The organism is Streptomyces phytophilus (genome assembly GCF_013870535.1).
Classification (GTDB): domain Bacteria; phylum Actinomycetota; class Actinomycetes; order Streptomycetales; family Streptomycetaceae; genus Streptomyces; species Streptomyces phytophilus.
The window spans coordinates 1-3,080 of sequence record NZ_JACBXC010000721.1; the positions used below are offsets into that span (position 1 = coordinate 1).

The 3,080-nt window shown below is 73.7% G+C and carries 2 protein-coding genes and 1 pseudogene; 1 reads left to right on the forward strand and 2 read right to left on the reverse strand.

The features are described 5' to 3' along the window. Nucleotides 1–506: 506 nt before the first annotated feature. Nucleotides 507–1,139 (reverse strand): pyridoxamine 5'-phosphate oxidase, encoded by a 633-nt coding sequence (gene pdxH / locus H5J30_RS24145; protein ID WP_181789475.1) that lies wholly within the window; start codon nt 1,137–1,139, stop codon nt 507–509. Nucleotides 1,140–1,518: 379 nt separating this feature from the next. Here pdxH and H5J30_RS24150 point away from each other — a divergent pair, with 379 nt between their 5' ends. Further along, nucleotides 1,519–2,625: a citrate synthase 2 gene (locus H5J30_RS24150; protein ID WP_181789474.1), complete on the forward strand. Its 1,107-nt coding sequence runs from the start codon at nt 1,519–1,521 to the stop codon at nt 2,623–2,625. A 100-nt stretch (nt 2,626–2,725) separates the two neighbouring features. Here the strand turns inward: H5J30_RS24150 and H5J30_RS24155 are convergent. After that, nucleotides 2,726–3,080, reverse strand: a pseudogene (locus tag H5J30_RS24155) (TetR/AcrR family transcriptional regulator); the annotation flags it as partial.

Genomic DNA, 3,080 nt, shown 5'->3' on the forward strand with positions numbered 1-3,080 from the left:
CCCGGCGGCGTCGTCTCCCGTGTCCGGAGCGTCCGCGGCCTGCTCGCCGGAGGCGTTCCTGCGGTCCCGGTTGGTACGCCGGGTCGCGCTCATCAGGCACCCCCTGCTCGCCGCGGCGTCGTGTGCGTGGTGTGGTGCACCCGGATCATTCAACTCGAACGTGACGCAGCACACACCCCATTCCGCCGAAATCGTTGCGCAGCAGAAATCAGTTGAGTGGCCGCCGAGGCGTACCTAGTGTGTGAGGCACACGAGAAGGGAGGTGGTTCGGCAGATGATGAAGAACCGGACGCGTGAGGTGACTGCGGGCTAGTGGTCCGCCGTCGCGCTTGAGCGCAATGCCGGACCGGGGCGCCTAGGACGCGCCCAGCCGGCCCTTATCCCAAGCAGTTCACCCGACCCGCGGTCCGCCGGTACGTCCGACCGGCTCCCCTCCAGGGGAATGGGCCGCGGGTCGCCCTTTTGCCCGGCGGGGGACCCGGCCGCGGCCCGGCACCGCTACGGCGCTACGGGCAGAGGCGCTCCACCGTCCAGCCGCCGGCCGCACCCTCGGTGCGTACGTACCGGAGGCGGTCGTGGAGCCGGTTCTCGCGGCCCTGCCAGAACTCCACCGTCCGCGGCCTGACCCGGAAGCCGCCCCACTCCGGCGGCGCCGGCACCTGCTCGCCCTCCGGATAGCGGTCCGCCAGCTCCGCGTACATCCGGTCCAGCTCCGCCCGCGACGCCACCGCCGACGACTGCTCGCTCGCCCACGCGCCCAACTGCGAGCCGTGCGGACGGGTGCGGAAGTACGCCACAGTCTCGTCGCGGCCCGTACGCTCGGCCGCCCCCGCGATGATCACCTGGCGGGCGACGGGGTGCCAGGGGAAGAGCAGCGACACATGGGGGTTGGCGGCCAGCTCGCGGCCCTTGCGCGAACCGTAGTTGGTGTAGAAGACGAACCCCCGCTCGTCCACGTGCTTCAGCAGCACGGTCCGGGAGCTGGGCCGGCCCTCGGCGTCGGCGGTGGAGACGACCATCGCGTTGGGCTCGTGCAGCCCGCTCTCGGCGGCCTGCGTGAACCAGCGGCCGAACTGCTCGAAGGGATCGGCGGCGAGGGAGTCCTCCGACAGTCCCGCGGCGCGGTAGCGCGCGCGCATGGCAGCCGGATCGAGGGAGCGTTCGGTGTCAACGTCAACGTGTCGCACCCACACATCTTGCAGTATGAGCGGCCGTCGCGGTGCGGGAGTTTGCCCGCCCGACGCACTCCGTAACCCTCCGGGCCGGGATCCGGGGAGTGTGCCCGATCTCACGCCCGCCCGCATGTGCGCGACCCGACAGAACCGCCGCCCGACCACTGTGGAAAGCCCACACCCCCGGCTATGGTGGCCCGGAATGCACGCCCCGGACCGCGAGCGATGGCGCCGCGGAGCCTGGCCAGCAGGTACACCCCCCCCGCACCACACCACGCCCTGGGGCCGACCCATCCGCCGCTGCACACCCCACCGCAGCGCACGCAACACAGTAGGGAGCCGCCTGATGTCCGACTTCGTACCCGGGCTTGAGGGAGTCGTCGCCTTCGAGACGGAGATCGCCGAACCCGACAAGGAGGGCGGCGCCCTCCGCTATCGGGGTGTGGACATCGAGGACCTGGTGGGTCACGTCTCGTTCGAGAACGTCTGGGGTCTTCTGGTCGACGGCGCGTTCAAACCCGGTCTACCGCCCGCGGAGCCCTTCCCCATCCCGGTGCACTCCGGCGACATCCGCGTCGACGTCCAGTCCGCGCTGGCGATGCTCGCGCCCGTCTGGGGGCTGCGCCCGCTGCTCGACATCGACGAGCCGCGCGCCCGCGAGGACCTGGCGCGGGCCGCCGTCATGGCGCTGTCGTACGTCGCGCAGTCCGCCCGCGGGCAGGGCCGGCCGATGGTGCCGCAGCGGGAGATCGACAAGGCCCGTACGGTCGTCGAGCGGTTCATGATCCGCTGGCGCGGCGAGCCCGACCCCAAGCACGTCGCCGCCGTCGACGCCTACTGGACCTCCGCCGCGGAACACGGCATGAACGCGTCCACCTTCACCGCCCGCGTCATCGCCTCCACCGGCGCCGACGTGGCGGCGGCGCTGTCCGGCGCGGTCGGCGCGATGTCCGGGCCGCTGCACGGCGGCGCGCCGTCGCGGGTGCTCGGGATGATCGAGGAGATCGAACGCACCGGCGACGCCGAGGGCTACGTGCGGCGGGCGCTGGACGGCGGCGAGCGGCTGATGGGCTTCGGCCACCGCGTCTACCGCGCCGAGGACCCGCGGGCCCGCGTGCTGCGGCGGACGGCGAAGCAGCTCGGCGCGCCGCGGTACGAGGTCGCGGAGGCGCTGGAGAAGGCGGCGCTGGCGGAGCTGCGGGCGCGGCGTCCGGACCGGGTGCTGGAGACGAACGTCGAGTTCTGGGCGGCGATCGTGCTGGACTTCGCGGAGGTGCCGGCGCACATGTTCACGTCGATGTTCACGTGCGCGCGGACGGCGGGGTGGTCGGCGCACATCCTGGAGCAGAAGCGCACGGGGCGGCTGGTGCGGCCGTCGGCGCGGTACGTGGGACCGGGGTCGCGGTCGCCGCAGGAGATCGAGGGCTACACGGAGTCGGGCGGCCCGGCCTGAGCCCCTGCGGGGCGCCGGGAGCGGGAGCGCGGGTGCCGTTGCGGAGCGCCGGGGCCGGTGCGGTTCGCGCGCGCCGAGGGCTCCGTGTCGGTGGGGCGGCCTACCCTTGGGCGGGTGTGCGGGGGTCGGGGTCGGCGGGGTGGGGCAGGGCCGTCGTCAGCAGGTGCGACCACCGCGCCACCACGCGGTCGCGGCGGGCGCTGTCGTCCGTGAGCAGGGTCGCCAGGCCCAGGCCCCGGGCCATGTCGAGGAAGCCCTGCACCGTCTCCCGTACGCCCGGCACCGACTCGTCGGCGCCGAGCAGCGCCACCGTCATGCGGTGGGCCTCCCGCCCTACGCGGGCCTCCAGCGCGGCGACGCGGGGGCGGAGCTGCTCCTCGTTCGCGGCGGCGACCCAGAGCTGGAGCGCGGCGCGGAACAGGGGGCCGGTGTAGAGGTCCACGACGCCGCGCACG